The organism is Moellerella wisconsensis (assembly GCF_022592395.1).
GTDB classification, from domain to species: Bacteria; Pseudomonadota; Gammaproteobacteria; order Enterobacterales; family Enterobacteriaceae; genus Moellerella; species Moellerella wisconsensis.
Genome location: NZ_CP093242.1, coordinates 1,410,817 through 1,430,964 on the forward strand (window position 1 = coordinate 1,410,817; position 20,148 = coordinate 1,430,964).

The window sequence follows — 20,148 nt, forward strand, 5'->3', positions numbered from 1 at the left end:
TTACGCTATTTATGTCACTGTTGAATTATCTTACGTGCCATATTCGTGACTTGGACACTTAATATTTCATCAATGTTTTTAGCGTGCTCTTGCAAGTGTATTGGTGATAAATGGGCGTATCGTTTAACCATTTCTATTGATTCCCATCCTCCCATTTCTTGTAGTGCAGATAATGGAACTCCTGCTTGAATTAACCAACTGGCCCATGTGTGCCTTAAATCATGAAAACGAAATCCTTCTATTCCTGCATTTCGCATGGCAGACTTAAAAGCTTTGTTGGCATCAACTCGCATTGGGACCATATCTATAACGCCCTTTTCCTTTCGCTCTCTGACAAAAACATATTTTGTATGTCTGCCTATCTGATCCCGAATAATCTGACATGCGGTGTCATTGAGCGAAACGCCTATTGCTCGGTAATTTTTAGATTGCTCAGGATTTATCCAAGCAACCTTTCGAACAAGGTCGACTTGAGACCATTCCAGACCAATAATATTTGATCTTCTTAATCCCGTAGCTAGCGCGAATGTTATTACTGGCTTTAAGTAGTCAACAGCATTCGATATGAGCGCTTGAGCTTGTTCTCGCGTAAGCCACTTGATTCTTGTTTGTCGCGGCGGTAGGGCTTTAATGTAAGGCGCATTTTTTATCCAACCCCACTCATTAGCAGCTATCTTTAACAGTGAGCGAATGAATGCAAGGTGAGAGTATTTAGAAGATTGAGAAGGGTAGACTTCCCTCCCTCCTCTGTTTTTCATTCTTGATACTATATCTTGACATTCGTTATTTGTTATTGAACCTAACTTTCTGCCAGAAAAATGCTGTCTCCAAAACCTAATTTTCCCTTTGTCTTTGTCAATGGTTCGCTTGTGTTGTTTTTCTTTAAGCCAGCGCAAACAAGCCTCTTCAAATAAAAACTCTGGGTCTGCGCCTAATCTTTCAACTTTCCATATATCTGACTTTAATTTATCGTGCAGTTCTTCGGCTAATTTTTTCTCTGTTGTCCCAAGGCTTTGTCTAATTCGCTTGCCGCTTGGCGAAACGAAATCACAGTGCCAGATGCCGTGCCGTAATTTGATTGACATGATTTAAATCTCTCCCTTGATTTAATATGACAACCAGCATTCACAAGGTTATTTTCATGAATACTGATCGCATAAGCAAGACAATCTGATTTTAATAATCGATAGCGTCCGATGATTTCACGCCCATCTTTATCTTTCATTCTTCTTTGACTGGCTTGTAGATCACCATTTTTTATAAGTCTCCGCACCTCTCTCTCTGAGCATTTGAGTAATAAAGATGCGCCTTTTGTTGTTAGAGGTTCATCATTAAGATCCACCATTAATCTCCTTATCGATATTATTCACATACTAAATAAGCCAAAGTTTAGGCGTGAAATTTTTATGTTTATCTGTGAGTGTTAATTTAAATTTAGGCAGGTATTGATTAAGAATTAAAGTGCTTTGTTTATCGCTGAGTTTCTTGAGTTGTTTTAACTTATTGCGGCATTCACGGGCTATCTTCCTGCGCCCATTTTCTAGTATTACATCATCCATTTTTTCGTTTATATTGCTCATGATCATCTCCGCAATCTTTGCTGCAATATGCGCTATTAGTTGCCGCTGGTAATTCTTCGCACCAGACGCACATTCCATTAATTGATTTAATTATTGGAGGTCGATTTAATATTGCATTTTTTATATTTAATTCATTAAGTTCATTTGCTGAGTCGATAATATCCATGATTCACCTATGCTATTTTCCATTCATTTAATATTTGATTGCCGATATTTATTAATTCATCTCTATCAACAGTGTTAATTATCTTTCTAGGATTAATATATGGCCGCCATATTAAAAGCATTGAGCCTTTATTATTTCCACTAACTGGCTTATTTGTTCCTGCGTTAATAAATGAAATTCTCCCCCCTGTGATTAATCTCACTTCATCAACAGTTTCTAATGCAGAATTAAACCAACCTACGGATGTATCATTAGGAATTAACATAACTACAGGCTGTAATTGTTTTTTACATTGCTCGGCGGCTTTATTAATCCAAGGCTGAATTTCGCTGTACGGGGGATTCACCCAAATAGCGCCATAACTTTCCCAATCACAATTTAGCGAGTCGTCTTTTTCGGTGAGGTAATGAGTGCAAAGGTGGTTATTTTTATCGGCGGCGGCATCTAAATAGAAACCGAATTCAGCGTCCAATGCTGTAAATAAAGGTAGGGGAGTTTGCCATCTATCACGCAATTCCTTTGGTGTGTGGCTACCTCCGTAGTCAGCTTTCATTCTCTGTATTCTGCTTATTAATCTTGAGATTAAGTATTCTGGTATATTTATTAATTTCTATTCACCTTGTTATCGTTATTGTTATGATTGTTGTTGTTATTATTATTGTGATGATTATTATTATAGTTATTATTATATACATTGTTATAGTTGTTATTATAGTTATTATTGTAAAAATTATTGTAGTAGTTGTTATAATAATTATTGAAGTATCCATTATCACCATTAGATGTGGGCTCATTTGTTGTCGGACTAATAGTTATACTATTATCCATACCTCTTGCATCTGAGCTTCTTTCTTCTTTAGTTAAGATACTTTTATATTTGTATTCTTGGTTATTATTTCTAACTAATTTGTTAATTGATTTTATCACATCTATTGCATCTTTATTTTGCTCAGCATTTACTACGCTTGGCAATAAAATAATCGTAGTTAAAATAGTAATTTTTATTTTATTCATTTATTAGTTTCACTTATGTTAATAACTTCTAGCTTGTATTCAATGTGGAGTGTTCTAGAGTGGTTATTTGAGTTATTTATATACTTAACCTTATATAATATTTTAAGTTTCATATCTAATTTTTGTCGGTTATCTTGTAATTACCTGTGTATGACTTCCTCCCATATGCTATTTTCCATCACCAGTAGCTACAGCTAATGCGTTAACATCAGGTTTATTGCTGATAATTATCTTTGCTGCTTCAAGAGCAAATAAATATTCATCTTCCTTGCACTCAATTGTTATTTTCATTCCACACCTCTCCGTACTTAATTTCAACATCCCGCACCTGCATTAATTGACCAGCACGGCTCTCGCATTCTTGCTGTGTGTATATTTGCTCTGTAACAGGCACAGCAGAACCCTGTATTAGCATGAGTAATACATATCCGATTATTTGCATGAATTATTACTCTGAATTTTTGATATAAAAAACCCTGCACTAGCAGGGTGCAGATTGATGACGAACCCCATGTTTTCAGCATGGGGTTTATTGTTTCAGCGACCGAAGGTCGCGATCGCGATATTTTTCTAAAATCCCATCATTAATAACTTTCTCAAGCTATATTCCGTTCTATATGCCTTTAATTGCCTTTGCATTAACCTAAAAAAGTAAAAAAGAAGCGCCAGCAGCGCCATCTTCTTGATATTTTGCGCCGTTGCCGCTAATAAGCATTGCATCTGAACTTTACTCAGCCCACGGAACCGCGCATAGCGGTGACCATGATGCTGTTTCGCATCGGCAAAGCTTCTTTCTACCGTCTCTTTTCGCCTTGCATACACTTTCTTCCCCCATTTCGTCAGCCTTAACGCATTTGACCATTCCTTCGCTTCCTCCCAGACATGTCGGGTCACGGTTTTTTCAGCCTTCTGATTTTGAGTGCACGATGAACGATGTTCACAGAGCTGGCATTGCTGACGGTTTGATTTGTAATGCTTATATCCATTGCGATCTGTTGTACTGTACGTCAGAAGTTCTCCCGCTGGGCACACATATACATCGCGCTGTGCATCATACTGGAAGTGCTTCTTTTGATACGCATTTTGCCCTTTGTTCGGTCGCCTATAACCCGGCACGAGGGCGATACTCATTTCTTTCGCAAGGTGACAAACAGGGGCGGTAAAGTAGCCTGCATCCACACCTGCGGCCACTGTATTCAGGCTGAAGCGAGTAATTTGTCGTTCTAATCGACCAATGTAAGGTTGACTATCATGGACATTGCCGGCCGTCACATGCGTATCCATGATGATGCCATGTTTGCCATCAACTGTGCGATGGTCAAGATAAAAGAAGCCTTTTGGTTTATTGTCCCGATGCATAAAACCACTTTCAGGGTCAGTTGTACTCACTTTAGTGTTTTTGACGGCGCTGTTTTCGTTGGGTTTTTTTACGTCGGGTAAGGGCTTTTTTGCATGGTTTTTCCGGTCTTTTTCAACGGCAGCATTGAGTTGTTCGATATATTCACTTGGTGCAATGGGACGTTCTTCGTTAATAGCTTTACGCGGGTTAGCATCTGCTTTTAAGTGAGTACTGTCGGTGTAAAGAACGCGCCCATTCGCCATGCCACCACTGATGGCCTGCTCTACGACATGGTCAAATATCTGTTGGAAAATCTCACTGTCATTGAAGCGACGGATACGATTTTGGCTAAGGGTAGATGCATCTGGCACTTTTTCTGTTAATCCCATGCGTAAAAACCAGCGATAAGCCATATTAACTTGGATTTCTTTAACCAGTTTGCGCTCTGATGGGATACCAAACAGATAGCCTAACAACATCATTTTAATCAATCGAACAGTGTCAACCGCAGGTCGCCCGTTATTGGGACAATAAAGGTGAGCAACGGCATCGCGAATAAATTCGAAATCCATAATGGCATCGACTTTACGAACAAGATAGTCTTCAGGAACAAGTTCATCAAGTGTGATGGTTTCGAATTGATATTGTTGGGGAGAAGGTTCTTTTAGCATACCGGTTAGCTCATTATTTGCACTAACCTTATTAGATCAAAGTCCTCAATAAAAAGCGAGGACTTTGTCAGCAGTCTGAACCCTGCACTAGCAGGGTGTTATTTAATTCTAGATATTAAGTCCTTAATTATTTCTAAATTATTAACTCTATTAAAGGTTGTCATCAATATTGATTTTTTGTGAGTGTAGCCTTTCTTATCAACTTCATCTATTGTTCTGTGCAACTAAATCAGGACACTTTTCTTAAGGAATTTTGTTCATACTCAATGGGGGGCAGATCACCGTTGGCAGTATGAAGCCTTTCTAGGTTGTAATAGCGCATATACGCGATAACATCTTCTTTCATCTGTTTCCGAGTCGGCTGTGGAATTTTCAGTACCCAATCGTGTTTTAAACTGCCAAAAAATCGTTCTACAACGGCGTTATCCCAACAGGCTCCAACATCACCCATGCTTGCCCTAATACCATAGCTTGTTAGCAAGCGGCGATATCGCTTACTCGTATATTGAGAGCCTCTATCACTATGAAAGACTAAGCCTTTTTCGGGCTGGCGTAAGTTATACGCTTTCATCAAGGCTTTACTGACTAAATCTGCCGCCATTCGTTTATCGATGTGCCAACCCACAATACGGCGTGAGTATAAGTCCATCACGATGGCTAAATACATCCAGCCTTCCCCTGTTTTTAAATAGGTCACATCACCCGCCCACACTTCGTTAGGTGCGTGAGGATTAAAATTTTGATTGAGCAAATTATCGGCTACGGCATCACTGTGTTTGCGTTTTGTGGTGACTTTGTAAGCAACGCGCTGAGTGACGACTAGGCCAAGCTGAGCCATTAGCTTTTGAACGCCATAAGCACTCACGCTAAAGCCCTCTTTGCATAACCGTTTACGTAACGTTCTATAACCTAAGCTATTTCGACTCTGTTCAAAGATAGCTTTGGCTCTGCGGTACAGGCTAAGTTGTTCTGCGGTGATCAATTTTGCTGGGCGTTTAAGCCAAGCATAGTAGGCAGAACGACTTATTTTCATTAACTTGCAGAGCTTCAGCACGGGAAACTGTGAAGATAATTGCTTAATCGTTTTAAACGCTACTTGGTTTCCTTTAGCAGGAGGGCGCTGGCTTTTTTGTGGATCTCTTTCTCCATTCTAAGTTCTTTATTTTCCTTTCGAAGCCTTAACAGCTTTCATCTGAATTCAAGCTACTACCGGATTGCCCAGCGTCGAATATTGCTTTCCAGTTATAAAGTAATTTATCGGTGATCCCTAAAGAAGCTGCCGCTTTTGGCACGCTATAACCTTGTTCGGTGACTAATGCGACCGCTTCTTGCTTAAACTCAGTAGTATAAAATCTGTTTGTTCGTTTTTTCATTTAACACCTCAATAATTGGATTATATTCCATTATTAAAGTGTCCTGTTTGATTAAAGCAGATCAGGTAAAAACGAATTTACAGATAGCTTCAATGCCATCGAATATATCACAGCCGCTCGTGCTCACTTTTGCATGAATCGCGAAGAAGCTGAGCAATTGACAATGACCGAGTTCGTCATGATGCTGAAAGCCAAATATCCAGACGAAAAAGGCTTCACTCGTGAAGAGTACGACGAGATCATGAAAGCCGATGACCAGCGCAATGATGAGCTGGCGACAGGCAAACGTAGACTGGTTAGCCGGAAGTAGTGTTTACCAAGTAGGGATCATTGTGTATGTATGCAGTGTTTTGGCGTGAAGGCAAGGTGATTTTTATTATTGGCGGGGTATTTTCTAAGTATGGATTCGGTTGCAGATAGAGCTAAACGTACTAATCTCGCGGGGCGCGAATTATACGTATGGCAATGTAAAATACAAGCAAACCCGTTGACTTAAGGTAGCTTAACCTACATTATAATCACAGTTATACGCATCGTATACTAGATGTAATTTATAACTTACTGTTTTATAACGAGGTTAATTATGGGTCACGCACTGCAAAAGCCTAATCGCTTAAATATACCTGCTCGTGACAAAAGTAAAGTTGCAGCTCCAAGGGCTGCTATGAGCGAGCAATGTACTCACGATAATCAAGTCAAAAATGCATTTGACTTCGGTTTCGCCCGCTATGAAAAAGCAATGGAAAAATTAGCTAAGGTATAGTGAGTGCTGAATATCACAGGGGAGTTTGTTGAAGGAATTAACTATCTGTCTATCGATGATATAATAAACATCAATAGAACTTTGATAGAATTACAAACTCCCAATGAGCCAATAGAAGTATTAAACTTTAACAACCTTAGCTCATCCCAATCAAGACCAAGCCAAGTAAAATATTATGAGCAAACAGATGATGTGTTTGTTCTCTCTTCTGTGTTAATTGAAAGCCTAATAAGAAATCATCCGTTTGCTAATGCAAACAAACGAACTGCTATGATGGCTGGTTACATTTTTTTATTACTTAACGGTTATGAGCTAACTGCGCCGGAAGATGAAGTGGTGGAGATAGCTAGAGGAATGGCAACTAAAGAATACTCACTTGATGAGCTAGAAAGCTGGTTGAGCTTTTGGGCAAGAGACTTTGATTCAAGGCTATTATGCACAGAGAGAATAGGTATTGAGTACTGTTCCATATTCAAGGCTAAGTCTGACTAACCCACTCCGGTGGGTTTTTTATTGCCTGAGATTTGCGGTCATCATTTAGTGGGGCGCAAAGTAGCCGAACCTCTTAAAGAGGGGCAGTTGATAGGTATGCTAATAATATTGGGTTAGTTACCATCTTAAAGATGGTGAGTTGATAGCCCAAGGATGGTCTTGTAATCCAGATCACACATTACGCCTCTTGATTGAGGTTTTTTTCATTTCCCTGATAATATCAATAAATCTTAAGTTAAATTTATGGTGATAGCATGGGGCGTGTTAGAAATATAATTTTCACATCAGTATCAGTAGCAATTTTGAGTTTATCTTTTTCTTTTCCTGCTTCGGCTAAAAACTGCAAAAAAGGAATACCTTGCGGTAATAGCTGCATATCAGCTAATAAGACTTGCCGTATAGGAACGGGATATTCATCAAGTTCAAGTAAATACAAGCCTAGTAACACATCAAGCTCATCAAATCTATATAGCAGCTCTAGCAATGACTCTGATAAGTATAAAGGCAATGCTTCAAAGGCATCTTCTTTAGCCATAGCTGGAGCTTCAACAACAGCAGCTGTAGCCTCATCATCTGATTCAGTCAAATACAGATGCACATATGCTAAAGCTTCAATAAAGAATGGTGTCATGGGAGAAATGAAAGGCTTCTCGCTTGCTAATGTAGAGGTTAATGGTGATATCTTTAAAGCTAACAGGCCTGACAAAACAACAATAAAAAGCCCTGAAATGAAAAAGAAAAATGGCAACCTATTTATTGAAACTAAAGGTAAAATGGCTTATGTGATGGCTGATACAAGAAATGAATTTACAGTTTCGGATGGTGATAAGCAAGTAACTGAGAAATGGGCCGAGTGCAGAAAGCAATAATTTGCTCACAATTGCGGCACTAAGAAACTAGACTGATGAAAAACCGAGGATGAGATGGTTGATGATACGAATGATGACCTTGATCCATTATTAAATGAAGCAATTAATTTTGTCATTACCAAGCAGCGAGTTTCTATTTCTGGTGTGCAGCGACAATTCAGGATTGGATACAACCGCGCCGCTCAAATTGTTGAGCAAATGGAAGGGTTTTATATTGTTTCTGAGCCACTCAAGGATGGGAATAGGGAGGTTTTAGTCAGTGAGGCTGGAGATATAAAGCTTGAGAGACTAAACCAAAGAAAAGAGCAGGAAGCAAATACAGGCTATAAAAATTTAGTTAAGCAAGTTGGCGGTAAAATAATCGTTTATCAGGATGATTATAATTATGGGTTTACTGGTAAGCCGAAGTTAATAATTGATACTCATTATGATATAGCCAAGTATGCTGGACTTAAGTTAGGGGAACCGATAGCTGATGGCTTGGCTAGAGTTTACTTATCATTGGAATGGCGCAGGGAAACAGTGATTGAATTCTACTTGGATGAAGAAAATACTTTTTTACACCTACAGATTGATTTGCCTGAAATTCAAGACACGCCTGTGTCAGATGGCGATGGCATCAAATCAGTGGGTAAGTATTATTATGATTATTGTCGCCATGTTCACTCAATTGTAGTAAGGGTTATGTCTGTATCTTTTTTAAGTTGCCCTAAAATAAACAAAGTGATCATTGCTGGATATTCTCAGCTGTTCAATCACGATACAGGTGATGACGAAAGTAATTATCTGATAAATATTAATGTAACCCGTGATGACTTCGAAAAGCTAAACTATGAGGCAATAGCTTATGTTGACCCGATATTGTACTTGTCAGGGTTACAAGCGATCACAAATATAGATAAGAACCATAAAATGAATGTCATTGATTTGAGATGGTAGTTAATATTTATTGCAAAGTTAACGTGGTTAAATTGAAATGAATTATAGGGTTAGAAAATGAAAAAAGCATTGATCGCAGGAGCTATCTTAGTTGGTGTGGCGGCTGGAGTATCAGTTAACTTTGTGTCAGAGAAAAAAGCTAATGAGTTTTACCTTGTGTCTCATTGTTCTAATATGACTAAGAGCATAATGAAATCACCAAGCTCTTATAAGATGCTAAGTTATAAAACATTTTCATACCCTACGCCTGATGAATTTATTAGTGAAAGAGACCGTAGCTTTGAAAATAAAATCAAAAAAGACAACCCAAAAGAAAATGTTATTTTTGACACTCAGTCTGTGACAATAGGTTATGAGTCCAAGAATTCATTTGGTGTTGACTTGGCTGGCGAATCATCTTGCTCATTCACTAGAGCACATAACGACAGCATAGTGCTTGGAGTGTACCCAAGATTATTTATTGTAGATAACAAACCGCTTATGAATAGTGATGAAATTAGTGCTGAATTACTTGCTAAAAACTCAATAGGCTCATACCAAAGAAAGCTAAATTATTTAATAAGTCAGATATTCAACTAATAGCCATTTTTACGCATAGGCCCTGTCAAATTGACGGGGCTTTCTTTTTTCTGGAGGAAAATAAATATGTCAGAAAGCCAATCAGCAGGTGGTATCCACTATGATGTAAGCATGGAAATTAAAGAGTTACTTGTCGGTGAGAAGCAAGTTAACAAAGTAATGGATAATGTAGAAAAGAGCACAGATAAGGCCACAAGTTCGCTAAACAAATTAGATAAAGTTGCTGCTCAGGTTGGTACAGCCATGAAGATGCCAGAGATAAATAAGTTATCTCGTGACATGGCTCAATTGTCTGGGAAAATTGGAGCCAATTCAGCAGCGACAGAAAAAGCGGCTCAGACGCATAGTAGGTTTACTGGTGTGTTGAGTACAGTTTCTGGTTCACTGGGTGCTGGTTATGTTGGCAATATAGGAAGCGCTACAGAATCGCTAATTAAGCACACGCAAGCCGCCATTAACGCCACAGCAGAAGAGATTAAAAATGCAGAGGTGATGCAAAAACAAGCCGAAGCGTATCAAGCGGAGGTATCTCAACTAGTTTTATCCATCCAAGAAAAAAGAAAGTCAGCGGAAGAGGCTGTGAAGCTCGCGGAATCAGAGTTGCAAGTCGCAGAGGCTTTAGCTGATCGCAAAACCGCTAGCATTCAAAATCTTGAAGTGCTGAAAAAAGAACAAGAATACCAATTAAAGCAAGCTGAACTAGCACATCAAACAATAGGCAATGAAAAAACATTAGCGGAAGTAACAAAAGCTCGGTCAACAGTTCAAAGAACGCAAAACCAAATAGAAAAACAATCAACAGAAATAGCGCAAGAGGTTTGGAAGGCTGAGGACAAAGTAAAGTCAGCAAAAGAAAACCTTCACAATACAACCATTGAGCTAAATAAAGCTAAGGGCTTGGAGGCTCAAGCAACAGCAACTGATCTGCTTTAATCAAACAGGACACTTTAATAATGGAATATAATCCAATTATTGAGGTGTTAAATGAAAAAACGAACAAACAGATTTTATACTACTGAGTTTAAGCAAGAAGCGGTCGCATTAGTCACCGAACAAGGTTATAGCGTCCCAAAAGCGGCAGCTTCTTTAGGGATCACCGATAAATTACTTTATAACTGGAAAGCAATATTCGACGCTGGGCAATCCGGTAGTAGCTTGAATTCAGATGAAAGCTGTTAAGGCTTCGAAAGGAAAATAAAGAACTTAGAATGGAGAAAGAGATCCACAAAAAAGCCAGCGCCCTCCTGCTAAAGGAAACCAAGTAGCGTTTAAAACGATTAAGCAATTATCTTCACAGTTTCCCGTGCTGAAGCTCTGCAAGTTAATGAAAATAAGTCGTTCTGCCTACTATGCTTGGCTTAAACGCCCAGCAAAATTGATCACCGCAGAACAACTTAGCCTGTACCGCAGAGCCAAAGCTATCTTTGAACAGAGTCGAAATAGCTTAGGTTATAGAACGTTACGTAAACGGTTATGCAAAGAGGGCTTTAGCGTGAGTGCTTATGGCGTTCAAAAGCTAATGGCTCAGCTTGACCTAGTCGTCACTCAGCGCGTTGCTTACAAAGTCACCACAAAACGCAAACACAGTGATGCCGTAGCCGATAATTTGCTCAATCAAAATTTTAATCTTAATGCGGCTAACGAAGTTTGGGCTGGCGATGTGACCTATTTAAAAATAGGTGAAGACTGGATGTATTTAGCCATCGTGATGGACTTATATTCTCGCCGTATTGTGGGTTGGCACATCGATAAATGAATGACGGCAGATTTAGTCACTAAAGCCTTGATGAAAGCGTATAACTTACGCCAGCCCGAAAAAGGCTTAGTCATTCATAGTGATAGAGGCTCTCAATATACGAGTAAGCGATATCGCCGCTTGCTAACAAGCTATGGTATTAGGGCAAGCATGGGTGATGTTGGAGCCTGTTGGGATAACGCCGTTGTAGAACGATTTTTTGGCAGTTTAAAACACGATTGGGTACTGAAAATCCCACAGCCGACGAGGAAACAGATAAAAGAAGATGTTATCGCGTATATGCGCTATTACAACCTAGAAAGGCTTCATACTGCCAACGGTGATCTGCCCCCCATTGAGTATGAACAAAATTCCTTAAGAAAAGTGTCCTGATTTAGTTGCGCAGAACACGCAGAGGTAATGTTTTTTATCAGGCACCCACTATAATACTCTAACCAAAAACCAATACTGCTCTTATCTGTATCAATAGATTTCTTATCTGATTTTTCTTCAAGCCACCTGACGCACGCCTCTTCGAATGTTATATCTGGATAATCTCCTAATTTATCCACTCTCCATAGGTTAGCTCTTAATTGGTCGTGCAACTCCTGCGCCTGCTTTCTGTCCGTTGTCCTAAGAGATTGTTTAACTCTTTTACCGCTCTGGACTGTGATGTCGGCGTACCAAGTGCTGCCCCTGCGGAATATTGACATTTCTCACCCTCCTTAGCGTCAACCGCGCTCACATCTATAGTTTGTATTGGATTGTTAAGTGCCGCAATGCAATTTTGCCTAGTTAATATCCATTAATGGTGTAGGCAAAATATCTTCCACTTCCATACCTGAATCGGCGAGCTTTAAGATATTGACGATTTGTGTTTCAGTAAAACGTTCTTTCTTCATAATGACTTCTGCAAATATTAGGGCAGAAAATCTAATAGGGCAGAAAATCTAATTATAGTAATCTCATTTTACGGGAAGTGGATAATTGCAGTCGTGCAAGAGGTATTAAAGAAAACATCCTAACTCGAGGTTATTTATTTGATAAAGCTGGAGTTGTTTTTCCTGCGATATTTAATGACTAATTAAATTAATTTTATAAGATTGAATTCGATCCTGCTGAGGAATATTAAGCATTTAATGCTGATCATTTAGTAGATAATATTCTTATTCTTGCAGATATAATCGCTACATCGGTATTGCTTATTATCTTAACTACACTGTATTTTAGAGAAAATAAATTGGATGCACAGTATGATTTTTTAATTGTCTTTTTGTGCGAGATTTAATACTGACATTAGAACAATCTGTCAGATTTATGTCAAATTTGTTAAGCTGATCACATAAATTAAAGTTTATGATATTGGTTCAACGTAAGGTGATTAGCTTATGAATATATTATTAATAAATGGTGGGCATCAATTTGGTCACTCGGGTGGGCAATTAAACAGAACATTGCATGAAGTGGCATGTAATCAGTTAGCCGAGTTAGGTCATACCATTAAAATGACAGATATTGAACATGGTTATCAAGTTGAGGAAGAAGTTGAAAAATTTTTATGGGCCGAGGCGATAATTTATCAAATGCCGGGCTGGTGGATGATGATGCCGTGGCAAGTTAAAAAATATATGGACGAGGTTTATACGGCAGGTCATTCTAAATTATATGAAAGTGATGGACGAACCCGTAAAGATCCGTCGAAGCAATATGGTAGTGGTGGTTTATTGCAAGGTCGAAAATATCTGCTTTCAGTTACCTGGAACGCACCTGAAGCTGCCTTTAATGATGCTGATAATTTCTTTGAAGGGAAGGGAGTCGATGGTGTTTATTTTCCATTCCATAAATCCCAACAGTTTTTAGGAATGGCGAGTCTGCCCTCGTTTATGGTTAATGATGTGATTAAACAGCCACAGGTTGACCAGTTTATTGCTGATTATAAACAGCATCTTATTCGAGAGTTTAGCGCCGCTTAATGCCGCTGAATGCCGCTTAATATAGATACTTACTATAGCTGTTCAAAACATAGCTGTTTTAAGTTTAATAATAGCGGTTTAATATAGTAAAAGACTAATTTGAAACACTGACGGTAAAATGTTGCGAATAAATTCTAATAAGTCGCTGTATATCTTTTCTCTATATAAAGAAGATATAAGCCATATACTAGAATAAATAAATCGTATGCTAACTTCTGCTGCAAACTGGAGTTATACCGCTGTGTTAGTGTCGGCGTGATAAGTCGATAATTAATTCAAATATTATGATTAAAAAAGGGAGGAATAATTTATTATTCCTCCCTTTTCCTATAAGCCAAAAAGAGTTAATCCACTTGGCTTATCTATATTCTATCCCGTATTTTATGCCGCGTTTTCTGTCTCTGTTAGTGCTTATAGTGTGGCAATATAATATAATCTATTCACAAAGATAGGCATTTCTATGATGTCACCCTTATGCGGCGCCAGCACTATTTTTTGCTGATAATAAGTTTAATACTGCTTGAGCTGTCTCCATTGAAGACGCCGGATTTTGCCCGGTAACTAATAAACCATCAGTCACCACGTATGGCTGCCAGTCTTGCTGTTTACTGTAGTTAGCCCCATGATTTTTCAGCATATCCTCAAGCAAGAAAGGCACAATGTCGGTAAGACCAACAGCCTGCTCTTCGCTATTGCTAAATCCCGTGACTGATTTCCCATGCACTAAAAATTGTCCATCCGCGGCTTTAGTATGGCGAAAAACCCCCGGCGCATGGCAAACGGCAGCCACCGGTTTATTTGCTTTAATCGCGTGCTCGATTAAGCTAATTGAGCACGGATCTTCGGCCAGATCCCATAATGGACCATGTCCTCCGGCATAGAAAATGGCATCATAATCCGCCACATTAATTGTAGATAAGGGCAGGGTAGTCTGCAGCGCCTGCATTGCCGAAGTATCGGCACTGAAACGTACGGTTGCAGCCGTTTGAAATTCAGGCTGATTGCTTTTTGGATCTAATGGCGGTAATCCACCTTTTGGCGAGGTAAGTGTAACTTGTGCGCCTGCATCAATAAAGGTGTAATAGGGCGCAGCTAATTCTTCCAGCCAGAAACCGGTTTTTTCTCCACTATCGCCCAAGCTATCATGCGAGGTCAAAATGAGCAGGATATTCATTGGCATCTCTCTTATATTTAAGGTAGCTAATAGTTACGCTGGCTGAGTAATTAAAGCGCGGCTTGTAAAATACGACGGCTAGTTGCTAAATCGACATCCTGATGTTCACCAATCGCGGTCATTCCATGTTTTTCAAGCTGTTTAATTACTGCATCGATAGTATCGGTAGATAAATCATAGTCGGATAAATGGGTGCCGATATCCAGTGTTTCAAAGAATTGACGGGTTTTTTCAATCGCCTGATCAATACGGCTTTCTTCTGTTCCGTCAGTTATCCCCCAAATACGCTGCGCATATTGAAGTAATTTTTGACGTTTAGCCTCGCGGCGTATCTGTAAATTAGCCGGCAGAACGATAGCCAATGTTCTTGCATGATCAATGCCGTACATCGCGGTTAGCTCATGGCCGATGATATGAGTTGACCAGTCTTGAGGCACACCTGCACCGATTAATCCATTGAGGGCTAAAGAGGCTGCCCACATTAAATTAGCCCGCACGGCATAGTCTTCTGGTGCATCTTTAATCTGAGTGCTTATCTCGATTAGTGTTTGTAATAATCCTTCGGCAAATCTATCTTGTACTGCGGCATCTGCCGGGTAGGTTAAATATTGTTCGACCACATGGACAAAAGCATCGGCGATGCCATTTGCTACTTGACGTGTCGGCAATGTATAGGTTTTGGTTGGATCTAAAATAGAAAATTGTGGGAAAACCAGTGGGTTCATAAAGGACAGTTTATCTTGTGTCGCTTTGCGGGTAATAACTGCACCACTGTTCATCTCTGAACCTGTTGCAGGCAAGGTTAATACGGAACCAAAAGGTAATGCTCGAGTAATCTTGCTACCGCGAGTTTCGAGGATCTCCCATGGTTCACCGTCATATTCAACCGCTGCCGCAATAAATTTAGTGCCATCAATTACCGAGCCACCCCCCACAGCAAGTAAGAAATCAACTTGATTTTCACGGATTTGGCTGACAGCTCGTATTAATGTTTCATAACTTGGATTAGGTTCTATACCGCCAAATTCTTCGACTTGGCGTTGCCCTAATGCGCGATAAATTTCGTCTAAGGTACCATTACGTCGTGCGCTTTCACCACCAAACAGTAACAGAACGCGGGCATCGTTTGGAATAAGTTGATTTAATTGGCCGATGGTTTCAGCCCCAAAAATAATACGAGTTGGATTATAGAAATTAAAATTAAGCATTAAATTGTCCTAAACTGGGTTACTGGCTAAATTAATCGCTGATGTTATTAACTATCAACCGAGTAACTCGAGGGGTTATGTTGACTATGTATTCACACTAACAAAAAAATAGACTAGTCGTCTAGTATTTTATTTTTTATTTAGGTACGGGACTTATTGATTAAGAATAAGGCTATTTATGGTGGGATTTAAAATTGTTTTCATTTAAATTCAAATGGTTAATCTGATATGCGGGGCAAGTTATGCTCAAAATGAGCAACGCGACTAGACGATTGGTCTAATTCCCTCTATGATAATTGATATCGATAACCTTAATGATGAAAGTTATGAATGAAACGACCAATGATACACGCCAACACATACTTGATGTCGGCTATCAACTGATTGTAACCAAGGGCTTCACTAAAGTGGGGCTGTCAGAGTTACTGAAATTAGCCAATGTGCCAAAGGGCTCTTTTTACCATTACTTTAAATCTAAAGAGTTATTTGGTACCGAGCTTATTCAAGATTATTTTAAACATTACCTCGAGCAGGCAAGCAATATTTTTAATCATCCCCAGCGCAGTGGTTATAATTGCTTATTAGAATATTTTGAATACTGGAAAGGCAAAGATGACCAATGCTGTAATGCCAATAAATGTTTGGTCGTAAAACTGAGTGCCGAAGTGTCTGATTTATCAGAGCCAATGCGTTTAGCGCTGCGTAATGGTGCCGATCAAGTGATTACTTCTATTGCTGGATGTATTGAAAAAGGTATCGCCGATGGTTCGATTAAGCCAAGTGATAGCCAAAAAACCGCTCATCAATTGTATTTTTTGTGGGTGGGTGCCAGTGTCTTGAATAAATTATATCAAGATCAGTCCGGGCTACATCAATGTTTAGAAAGTACTAAAGATTTACTGAAACCCAATAATTGATTAAAGAAAATAGTTTATTACTTCAAACAGTGATTAAAACTATAATTTACGGTAATCGCCGTAATTCATACTAATTAAAAATCAGATTGATTGATTTTTTACCCTACAACTAAGTGACCGGTCTATTATTTATCTATCTCAATAATATGTATTTCGATAATAAGATAGTCGGTGATAAAAATTACAGGAAATATTATGACTTCTGACACGACTCTAACAAAAAATCAGCGCATTGTGCTGGCGTCTCGTCCACATGGTGCCCCAACGGCAGAAAATTTCAGGCTAGAAAATGTAGAAAAACCAAGCATTAAGTCTGGTGAAATGCTATTACGCAGTATTTATTTATCGTTAGACCCGTATATGCGTGGTCGTATGAGTGATGCCGCCTCCTATGCTGAGCCTGTGGCCGTAGGGGATGTAATGGTTGGCGCAACAGTTTGCCAAGTTGAATCATCACAACATGCTGATTTCGCTGAAGGCGAATGGGTCTTAGCCTATACAGGATGGCAGGATTATGCCGTTTCTAACGGCGAAGGTTTAATCAAGTTGGGTAAAAATCCGGCACATGCTTCACTGGCTTTAGGTGTCATGGGGATGCCAGGTTTTACCGCCTATATGGGCTTATTAGATATTGGCCAGCCGAAAGCGGGAGAAACTATTGTAGTTGCGGCAGCAACCGGAGCTGTGGGGGCGACCGTCGGGCAAATTGGTAAAATAAAACAGTGTCGGGTTATCGGTATCGCTGGCGGAAAAGAAAAATGTCGTTATGCAGTAGAAACGTTGGGATTTGATGCGTGTATCGATCACCATGATGCTGATTTCGCACAACAGCTGGCTACAGCCTGCGATAAAGGAATTGATGTTTACTTTGAAAGTGTCGGCGGAAAAGTTTTTGATGCGGTGTTACCACTCTTAAATCCGCGTGCGCGAATTCCATTATGTGGATTAATTTCGCAATATAATGCGACATCTTTGCCATCAGGCCCGGATCGTTTATCTATGCTGATGGGGCAATTGTTAGTTAAGCGGATTAAAGTACAAGGATTTATTATTTTTAATGATTATGCTGATCGGTACGATGAATTTGCCCAAGCAATGAGCGCGTGGTTAGAACAGGATAAGATTTATTATAAAGAACAAATTGTTGAAGGGCTTGAAAATGCACCTAGTGCTTTCATGGGAATGCTCGAAGGAAAAAACTTTGGTAAATTAGTGGTTAAAATTAATCAGCCACAGTAAGTTATTTAACCTATGTTTTAATCATGCTGGTATTAAATAGCGTCCACTATTTTATGGGCGCTATTTTATTTTTTGTCAGATAGTCGATTTATTATTGGTTCTATAATCAGCCCAATTATTTCTGGCTAAATTCTTTATAAGCAGAAAGTGCATTAGCCGCATACATCACAGAAGGGCCACCCCCCATAAAGATAGCTACGCCTAACATTTCTGAAAATTCTTGCTCTGAGATCCCTAAGCTGATTAATTTTTTTGTATGAAATCCAATACATCCATCACAACGACCCGCAACTGCTATCCCCATTGCAATTAGTTCTTTGGTTTTTTCATCCAAAATTCCGGCTTCAGCACCTGATTTAGCTAAATTTGAAAAGCTTTTCATCACATCGGGAATATTTTTGCTTAATTCAGCCATGTTTTTCGCGATGTCAGTCGTAATTTCAGTGTATTTATTCATTTTATAACCTCTTATGTCTAATAAATTATTTAAATTTATATTATATAAAAATATATTATGTACTATTACATACTATATGAGCGAATACAAGAACGATAAATTTCATCGGCTTCTAAGCGGGTTTCTTTTTATGGATTAGTAGGGAGCGTAAAGTTGAGATGAAAATTGATTATAGTTGAATGTGCAGTATTGGCATTGACTATATTGATAATATTGGCATCCCGATTTTTGAAGGTAATACTGCAACGGATTTAATAAAAGTTTAAATAAATGAGGTGTATAACTGAATAAGTACGTTGAGGTTGACATTAATCTACCGGTGATTAAGCTTTATGTATGTGCTGGATAACCGCTTTATTATTGATACGATAGAATTATCAATGGCGCAAGATATAAGAATGGTTGCAAGAATAGTTGTAAGAATAGTGGCGGGCATTATCTGGAGTAGAACCCATAAAAACCGTCCATAATCAGTATGGACGGTAGGTAATCACGAGTGAAATTATTAGATAATTTAGCCGGTTACTCTGTTCACGTAGCTCGGAAAATTAAGGGCGTAATGTTGCCATATCGATTACAAAGCGGTATTTCACATCACTTTTTAACATTCGTTCGTAGGCTTCATTGATCTCTGCCATGTTAATCACTTCAACATCGGAAGTGATATTATGTTGTCCACAAAAATCGAGCATTTCTTGGGTTTCTGCAATTCCCCCAATACATGAGCCAGCAATCGAACGGCGACCTAATACCATAGATACGGTGTTGACTGTCGGATCAATTTCTCCCAATAAGCCAACAAAGACGAGTGTTCCGTCTAACGTTAAGGTTGGCATGTATACATTGATATCATGTGTATAAGGGACGGTATCGATAATCAGATCAAATTGGCCGTTTACTTGCGCCATTTGCTCAGGATCGTTGGATAAAATCACATGATGGGCTCCGAGGCGTCGTGCATCCGCTTCTTTATTGGCAGAGCGGGTAAATAAGGTCACTTCAGCGCCTAGTGCATTGGCTAATTTCAGAGCCATATGACCTAAGCCACCGAGTCCTACAATAGCGACTTTACTGCCTTTACCGATATTCCAATGACGCAGTGGCGACCATGTAGTAATGCCTGCGCATAATAAAGGTGCTGCACCACTCAGTTCTAAACCTTGAGGAATTTTAAGCACAAAATCTTCACTGCAAGTGATTGATTGTGAATATCCCCCATAGGTCACGCTATGGTCATGACGATCGTTACCATTGTAAGTTTGAATATTGCCTTCTTCACAATATTGCTCTAATCCTTGTTTGCATGGGTTACATTGACGACAAGAATCGACCATACAACCAATGCCGGCGATATCACCGACAGCAAATTTAGTCACCTTTTTACCGACAGATGTGACGCGACCAATAACTTCATGTCCAGGAACTAATGGGTATTGGCTGAAGCCCCAATCATTACGCGCTTGATGTAGATCTGAATGGCAAACGCCGCAATAGAGAACTTCAATAACTACATCATCAGCGCGAGGTTCGCGGCGTTCAAAATGTAATGGGGCAAGAGGCGCAGTAGCGGATTTTGCGGCATAACCTAAGATCTTTACGGTCATAATTGGTATCTCCGGTTGATATTTGTCTTATCCCAGCGAATAGGCGTCAGAACGAC

Annotated in this window: 21 protein-coding genes and 5 pseudogenes; 11 read left to right on the forward strand and 15 right to left on the reverse strand. The window is 39.3% G+C overall.

The genetic code is table 11. From position 1 onward, the window contains the following. Positions 1-14: 14 nt before the first annotated feature. The 9 genes and pseudogenes from MNY66_RS06285 to MNY66_RS06320 form a co-directional block, all read right to left on the reverse strand. Positions 15-1,085 carry a tyrosine-type recombinase/integrase gene (locus MNY66_RS06285; protein ID WP_241501715.1) on the reverse strand — a complete coding sequence of 357 codons (1,071 nt, stop codon included), beginning with the start codon at positions 1,083-1,085 and terminating at the stop codon, positions 15-17. Then, positions 986-1,345: a helix-turn-helix domain-containing protein gene (locus MNY66_RS06290; protein ID WP_241501716.1), complete on the reverse strand. Its 360-nt coding sequence runs from the start codon at positions 1,343-1,345 to the stop codon at positions 986-988. The genes MNY66_RS06285 and MNY66_RS06290 overlap by 100 nt, the downstream gene beginning before the upstream one ends. 28 nt (positions 1,346-1,373) lie before the next feature. After that, positions 1,374-1,580: a hypothetical protein gene (locus tag MNY66_RS06295; protein WP_241501717.1), complete on the reverse strand. Its 207-nt coding sequence runs from the start codon at positions 1,578-1,580 to the stop codon at positions 1,374-1,376. Continuing rightward, on the reverse strand, positions 1,552-1,746 hold the full coding sequence (locus tag MNY66_RS06300; RefSeq protein ID WP_241501718.1) for a hypothetical protein: 195 nt from the start codon (positions 1,744-1,746) through the stop codon (positions 1,552-1,554). Before MNY66_RS06300 ends, MNY66_RS06295 begins: the two co-directional genes overlap by 29 nt. A gap of 7 nt (positions 1,747-1,753) precedes the next feature. Further along, positions 1,754-2,299, reverse strand: a complete 546-nt coding sequence (locus MNY66_RS06305) for a phage N-6-adenine-methyltransferase (RefSeq protein ID WP_241501719.1) — start codon at positions 2,297-2,299, stop codon at positions 1,754-1,756. Between the two features lie 50 nt (positions 2,300-2,349). Then, positions 2,350-2,760: a hypothetical protein gene (locus MNY66_RS06310; RefSeq protein ID WP_241501720.1), complete on the reverse strand. Its 411-nt coding sequence runs from the start codon at positions 2,758-2,760 to the stop codon at positions 2,350-2,352. A 168-nt stretch (positions 2,761-2,928) separates the two neighbouring features. After that, entirely contained in the window at positions 2,929-3,051 is a 123-nt protein-coding gene (locus tag MNY66_RS17940) for a hypothetical protein (RefSeq protein ID WP_277627820.1), read from the reverse strand. 279 nt (positions 3,052-3,330) lie between these two features. Beyond that, positions 3,331-4,770 carry an IS1182 family transposase gene (locus MNY66_RS06315; protein ID WP_241501721.1) on the reverse strand — a complete coding sequence of 480 codons (1,440 nt, stop codon included), beginning with the start codon at positions 4,768-4,770 and terminating at the stop codon, positions 3,331-3,333. Positions 4,771-4,999: 229 nt separating this feature from the next. Then, positions 5,000-6,143 (reverse strand): annotated as a pseudogene (locus MNY66_RS06320) (IS3 family transposase). Between the two features lie 64 nt (positions 6,144-6,207). On the opposite strand from MNY66_RS06320, the pseudogene MNY66_RS06325 reads away from it, so the two are divergent. The 3 genes and pseudogenes from MNY66_RS06325 to MNY66_RS06335 all read left to right on the forward strand — a co-directional run. Further along, positions 6,208-6,453, forward strand: a pseudogene (locus MNY66_RS06325) (DUF6246 family protein); the annotation flags it as partial. 273 nt (positions 6,454-6,726) lie between these two features. After that, on the forward strand, positions 6,727-6,906 hold the full coding sequence (locus MNY66_RS06330; protein ID WP_241501722.1) for a hypothetical protein: 180 nt from the start codon (positions 6,727-6,729) through the stop codon (positions 6,904-6,906). A gap of 12 nt (positions 6,907-6,918) precedes the next feature. After that, positions 6,919-7,398, forward strand: a complete 480-nt coding sequence (locus MNY66_RS06335; RefSeq protein WP_241501867.1) for a type II toxin-antitoxin system death-on-curing family toxin — start codon at positions 6,919-6,921, stop codon at positions 7,396-7,398. Positions 7,399-7,639: 241 nt separating this feature from the next. Here the strand turns inward: MNY66_RS06335 and MNY66_RS06340 are convergent, their stop codons facing one another. Continuing rightward, a complete protein-coding gene (locus MNY66_RS06340; RefSeq protein WP_241501723.1) occupies positions 7,640-8,029 on the reverse strand; it encodes a hypothetical protein in 390 nt (129 codons plus the stop codon). On the opposite strand from MNY66_RS06340, the gene MNY66_RS06345 reads away from it, so the two are divergent. The 5 genes and pseudogenes from MNY66_RS06345 to MNY66_RS06365 all read left to right on the forward strand — a co-directional run bounded on the left by MNY66_RS06345 (position 8,028) and on the right by MNY66_RS06365 (position 11,913). Continuing rightward, positions 8,028-8,267 carry a hypothetical protein gene (locus MNY66_RS06345; protein ID WP_241501724.1) on the forward strand — a complete coding sequence of 80 codons (240 nt, stop codon included), beginning with the start codon at positions 8,028-8,030 and terminating at the stop codon, positions 8,265-8,267. The two genes, MNY66_RS06340 and MNY66_RS06345, sit on opposite strands and share 2 nt — an antisense overlap. 63 nt (positions 8,268-8,330) lie before the next feature. Continuing rightward, positions 8,331-8,522, forward strand: a pseudogene (locus MNY66_RS06350) (DNA translocase FtsK); the annotation flags it as partial. Between the two features lie 741 nt (positions 8,523-9,263). Further along, on the forward strand, positions 9,264-9,785 hold the full coding sequence (locus MNY66_RS06355; protein ID WP_241501725.1) for a hypothetical protein: 522 nt from the start codon (positions 9,264-9,266) through the stop codon (positions 9,783-9,785). A 66-nt stretch (positions 9,786-9,851) separates the two neighbouring features. Then, positions 9,852-10,718 (forward strand): hypothetical protein, encoded by an 867-nt coding sequence (locus tag MNY66_RS06360; RefSeq protein WP_241501726.1) that lies wholly within the window; start codon positions 9,852-9,854, stop codon positions 10,716-10,718. 51 nt (positions 10,719-10,769) lie between these two features. Further along, positions 10,770-11,913, forward strand: a pseudogene (locus MNY66_RS06365) (IS3 family transposase). Positions 11,914-11,930: 17 nt separating this feature from the next. Here the strand turns inward: MNY66_RS06365 and MNY66_RS06370 are convergent. After that, a pseudogene (locus MNY66_RS06370) lies at positions 11,931-12,233 on the reverse strand (integrase); the annotation flags it as partial. A gap of 675 nt (positions 12,234-12,908) precedes the next feature. On the opposite strand from MNY66_RS06370, the gene MNY66_RS06375 reads away from it, so the two are divergent. After that, complete coding sequence (locus MNY66_RS06375) at positions 12,909-13,493, forward strand: NAD(P)H-dependent oxidoreductase (RefSeq protein ID WP_241501727.1); 585 nt, start codon at positions 12,909-12,911, stop codon at positions 13,491-13,493. A 472-nt stretch (positions 13,494-13,965) separates the two neighbouring features. On the opposite strand, the gene MNY66_RS06380 is transcribed toward MNY66_RS06375, so the two are convergent. Next, a complete protein-coding gene (locus tag MNY66_RS06380; protein ID WP_047256609.1) occupies positions 13,966-14,667 on the reverse strand; it encodes a type 1 glutamine amidotransferase domain-containing protein in 702 nt (233 codons plus the stop codon). Positions 14,668-14,717: 50 nt separating this feature from the next. Continuing rightward, positions 14,718-15,875 (reverse strand): iron-containing alcohol dehydrogenase, encoded by a 1,158-nt coding sequence (locus MNY66_RS06385; protein ID WP_241501728.1) that lies wholly within the window; start codon positions 15,873-15,875, stop codon positions 14,718-14,720. Positions 15,876-16,201: 326 nt separating this feature from the next. Here MNY66_RS06385 and MNY66_RS06390 point away from each other — a divergent pair, with 326 nt between their 5' ends. Next, positions 16,202-16,792: a TetR/AcrR family transcriptional regulator gene (locus MNY66_RS06390; RefSeq protein ID WP_241501729.1), complete on the forward strand. Its 591-nt coding sequence runs from the start codon at positions 16,202-16,204 to the stop codon at positions 16,790-16,792. A gap of 195 nt (positions 16,793-16,987) precedes the next feature. After that, positions 16,988-18,031 carry an NADP-dependent oxidoreductase gene (locus tag MNY66_RS06395; protein ID WP_241501730.1) on the forward strand — a complete coding sequence of 348 codons (1,044 nt, stop codon included), beginning with the start codon at positions 16,988-16,990 and terminating at the stop codon, positions 18,029-18,031. Positions 18,032-18,146: 115 nt separating this feature from the next. Here MNY66_RS06395 and MNY66_RS06400 read toward each other — a convergent pair whose 3' ends face one another. Together MNY66_RS06400 and MNY66_RS06405 are read right to left on the reverse strand one after the other, a co-directional pair. Next, positions 18,147-18,488, reverse strand: a complete 342-nt coding sequence (locus MNY66_RS06400) for a carboxymuconolactone decarboxylase family protein (protein WP_047256613.1) — start codon at positions 18,486-18,488, stop codon at positions 18,147-18,149. A gap of 548 nt (positions 18,489-19,036) precedes the next feature. Next, positions 19,037-20,092, reverse strand: coding sequence for an NAD(P)-dependent alcohol dehydrogenase (locus tag MNY66_RS06405; protein WP_047256614.1), 1,056 nt, complete (start codon positions 20,090-20,092; stop codon positions 19,037-19,039). Positions 20,093-20,148: the final 56 nt, after the last annotated feature.

What these genes read in the sequence shown, in the direction of transcription:
- MNY66_RS06285 (WP_241501715.1), bottom strand. Translation starts at nt 1,085, where the DNA reads ATGTCAATCAAATTACGGCACGGCATCTGGCACTGTGATTTCGTTTCG.
- MNY66_RS06290 (WP_241501716.1), bottom strand. Translation starts at nt 1,345, where the DNA reads ATGGTGGATCTTAATGATGAACCTCTAACAACAAAAGGCGCATCTTTA.
- MNY66_RS06295 (WP_241501717.1), bottom strand. Translation starts at nt 1,580, where the DNA reads ATGAGCAATATAAACGAAAAAATGGATGATGTAATACTAGAAAATGGG.
- MNY66_RS06300 (WP_241501718.1), bottom strand. Translation starts at nt 1,746, where the DNA reads ATGGATATTATCGACTCAGCAAATGAACTTAATGAATTAAATATAAAA.
- MNY66_RS06305 (WP_241501719.1), bottom strand. Translation starts at nt 2,299, where the DNA reads ATGAAAGCTGACTACGGAGGTAGCCACACACCAAAGGAATTGCGTGAT.
- MNY66_RS06310 (WP_241501720.1), bottom strand. Translation starts at nt 2,760, where the DNA reads ATGAATAAAATAAAAATTACTATTTTAACTACGATTATTTTATTGCCA.
- MNY66_RS17940 (WP_277627820.1), bottom strand. Translation starts at nt 3,051, where the DNA reads ATGAAAATAACAATTGAGTGCAAGGAAGATGAATATTTATTTGCTCTT.
- MNY66_RS06315 (WP_241501721.1), bottom strand. Translation starts at nt 4,770, where the DNA reads ATGCTAAAAGAACCTTCTCCCCAACAATATCAATTCGAAACCATCACA.
- MNY66_RS06330 (WP_241501722.1), top strand. Translation starts at nt 6,727, where the DNA reads ATGGGTCACGCACTGCAAAAGCCTAATCGCTTAAATATACCTGCTCGT.
- MNY66_RS06345 (WP_241501724.1), top strand. Translation starts at nt 8,028, where the DNA reads ATGGGAGAAATGAAAGGCTTCTCGCTTGCTAATGTAGAGGTTAATGGT.
- MNY66_RS06340 (WP_241501723.1), bottom strand. Translation starts at nt 8,029, where the DNA reads ATGACACCATTCTTTATTGAAGCTTTAGCATATGTGCATCTGTATTTG.
- MNY66_RS06355 (WP_241501725.1), top strand. Translation starts at nt 9,264, where the DNA reads ATGAAAAAAGCATTGATCGCAGGAGCTATCTTAGTTGGTGTGGCGGCT.
- MNY66_RS06360 (WP_241501726.1), top strand. Translation starts at nt 9,852, where the DNA reads ATGTCAGAAAGCCAATCAGCAGGTGGTATCCACTATGATGTAAGCATG.
- MNY66_RS06375 (WP_241501727.1), top strand. Translation starts at nt 12,909, where the DNA reads ATGAATATATTATTAATAAATGGTGGGCATCAATTTGGTCACTCGGGT.
- MNY66_RS06380 (WP_047256609.1), bottom strand. Translation starts at nt 14,667, where the DNA reads ATGAATATCCTGCTCATTTTGACCTCGCATGATAGCTTGGGCGATAGT.
- MNY66_RS06385 (WP_241501728.1), bottom strand. Translation starts at nt 15,875, where the DNA reads ATGCTTAATTTTAATTTCTATAATCCAACTCGTATTATTTTTGGGGCT.
- MNY66_RS06390 (WP_241501729.1), top strand. Translation starts at nt 16,202, where the DNA reads ATGAATGAAACGACCAATGATACACGCCAACACATACTTGATGTCGGC.
- MNY66_RS06395 (WP_241501730.1), top strand. Translation starts at nt 16,988, where the DNA reads ATGACTTCTGACACGACTCTAACAAAAAATCAGCGCATTGTGCTGGCG.
- MNY66_RS06400 (WP_047256613.1), bottom strand. Translation starts at nt 18,488, where the DNA reads ATGAATAAATACACTGAAATTACGACTGACATCGCGAAAAACATGGCT.
- MNY66_RS06405 (WP_047256614.1), bottom strand. Translation starts at nt 20,092, where the DNA reads ATGACCGTAAAGATCTTAGGTTATGCCGCAAAATCCGCTACTGCGCCT.